This window comes from Streptomyces sp. NPDC054841, from assembly GCF_053611045.1.
The window spans coordinates 1-2,074 of record NZ_JBSGZO010000810.1; the positions used below are offsets into that span (position 1 = coordinate 1).

The window sequence follows — 2,074 nt, forward strand, 5'->3', positions numbered from 1 at the left end:
GCCCCGGAACTGCCGGTCAGAGCTCGGATACTGGTGGCATATCGGGAATAAGGGCGTGTTTCGACTCGCTGTTCAGGTGTACGCCGAGAACGGCACCTGGCGGGCATCTGCCATGGTCAGGCGCCCTTCTTCGGTATCTGGAAGAAGCCCAGCTTCTTCGGCGAGTACGACACCAGCAGGTTTTTCGTCTGCTGGTGGTTCAGCGCAAGCAGCTGGCTGCGGTGGTTGAGTCGGTGGTAGCCGGTCAGCCAGGACATGGTGCGTTCGATGACCCACCTGCGGCGTCCAAGTCGTTCGCTGGACTCGATGCCTTTGCGGGCGATCCGGACTCCAATGCGTTTGCCGCGTAGTCATTTCCGCAGGTGGGGAATGTCGTAGGCCTTGTCGGCGTGCAGGCGCTGAGGTTTGAAGTGGCGGCCGTTGTGGGGGTCGTGTCTCGTTTGGTGACCCTCGACCATGGACGGCGGAGACGGTCCGCCGTAGCGGACGAAGGACCCTGAATGCCTGGTCAGGGTGGTGGTTGAAGGCGTGCACGATCTGCTGGTAGGCGAGCCTTGGGTGGTGAGGACCGGATCGGGATCGGAAATTCGGTGCTCTGCCCGCCCCGTGAGGACGCAAGATGATGCGCATGACTTTGGCCACCCCCATACTGCACACCGCTCGCCTGCGACTGCGCCCCTTCACCGACACCGACGCGGACCCCCTCTTCGCGCTGCACAGCAGCACCTATGTGATGCGCTACTGGGACTCCCCACCGTGGACCGAACGGGCCCGCGCCGAGCGCTTCATCGCGATGTGCCGGAAGATGGCGGACGAAGGCACCGGGGCACGGGTTGCCATCGACCGTGCTTCCGACGGGGCCTTCGTCGGCTGGTGCGTGCTGACCGGATGGAACCCGGACTACCGCAGCGCATCGTTGGGCTACTGCCTCGACGAGGCGATGTGGGGCCACGGCTACGCGACGGAGGCGGCACACGCCTTGCTGCAGTGGGCATTCGACACACTGGACCTGAATCGAATCCAGGCCGAGACCGACACGCGCAACGTGGCATCCGCCCGGGTACTGGAGAAGATCGGATTCGTGCGTGAAGGGACGTTGCGGGAAGACTGCGTCGTGAACGGCGAAGTGTCCGACTCGTGGGTGTTCGGATTGATCAGGCGAGAGTGGCGGCCGTCGGCCGTGCCGATCCCAGCCCGCTAAGTCCGCTTCTGGTAGCGGCCTCGACCCGGCTGGGTGAGGAAGCCTTGACCGGTGAGGCGTCCGAGGCGGCTGCGGGTGATGTTGACGGACGCTTCGTCGGTGGGCGTGCCGAGGAGTTCATGCAGTTCACGGGCGCGGAATGCCTGGTCAGGGTGCTGGTTGAAGGCGCTCACGATGGCCTGGTAGGCGCTGTTCGACTCGGGGGCATCGGGTTCGGTACCTGCCGGTGCGACCTCCACGATGGTCTTTCGGGCGGTAGCCAGGTCCGTAAGCCGTGTTTCGGTCTCGGCCAGGGGGGCGGTGAGGTGTTCGATCTGGTCGCGTAGTTCTCCGGCCCGGGTGGTGGCCTCGTCGTGCTGGGCCTGGAGCGTTGCCAGAAGCTCGGTGACGTTCACGCGGCCATCCCGAAGTCGTCGCGCCAGGCAGGGGTGGGCGTGGTGAGGCGGCGGGTCATGTTCGCGGTGGAGGCCCAGTGGACACGCAAGGCGGAGGTGTCGGGCCGGTGGTCGTTCCAACCGCCTGGTTGCCGCCGCCGGCCGAGGCCCGCTGTACCCGTCCCACCGACTGGGTGGCAACGAAGCTGCGCTGGAACCTTGCTGTCGACGACCGAGAGCGGGCCGCGCTCGGCTGGGCCCGCGGTCGCGCGGCCGGGCCGGTGGCGGACCCCACTTGAGGCTCTGGAAGAAACCGAGTTTCTGAGGGCTGTAGGCACAAAGAATGTTCTTCGTCTGCTGTGGGTACACGTTCCGACCCCGGTTGACCAGCCAGAACGATGGCAACTAAGGGCTGTCCCGTAATCCCCGGTGGATCAGCGCGCGGCGTCAGATGCGGTGCATCGCAAGGCGGAGGGTCGTCCTCATACTGGGCGTATTC

The 2,074-nt window shown here is 65.6% G+C and carries 3 protein-coding genes and 1 pseudogene; 2 read left to right on the plus strand and 2 right to left on the minus strand.

All coding sequences use genetic code 11. From position 1 onward, the window contains the following. Positions 1 to 116 precede the first annotated feature (116 nt). A pseudogene (locus tag ACWGI8_RS43440) lies at positions 117 to 407 on the minus strand (transposase); the annotation flags it as partial. Positions 408 to 628: 221 nt separating this feature from the next. On the opposite strand from ACWGI8_RS43440, the gene ACWGI8_RS43445 reads away from it, so the two are divergent. After that, positions 629 to 1,201, plus strand: coding sequence for a GNAT family N-acetyltransferase (locus ACWGI8_RS43445; RefSeq protein ID WP_453669043.1), 573 nt, complete (start codon positions 629 to 631; stop codon positions 1,199 to 1,201). Here ACWGI8_RS43445 and ACWGI8_RS43450 read toward each other — a convergent pair. Next, positions 1,198 to 1,596: a hypothetical protein gene (locus ACWGI8_RS43450; RefSeq protein WP_453669045.1), complete on the minus strand. Its 399-nt coding sequence runs from the start codon at positions 1,594 to 1,596 to the stop codon at positions 1,198 to 1,200. The genes ACWGI8_RS43445 and ACWGI8_RS43450 overlap by 4 nt on opposite strands. A 107-nt stretch (positions 1,597 to 1,703) precedes the next feature. On the opposite strand from ACWGI8_RS43450, the gene ACWGI8_RS43455 reads away from it, so the two are divergent. Further along, the gene (locus ACWGI8_RS43455; protein WP_453669047.1) at positions 1,704 to 1,874 is read left to right on the plus strand and encodes a hypothetical protein; all 171 of its coding nucleotides are present in this window, start codon (positions 1,704 to 1,706) and stop codon (positions 1,872 to 1,874) included. The last annotated feature ends 200 nt before the right edge of the window (positions 1,875 to 2,074 follow it).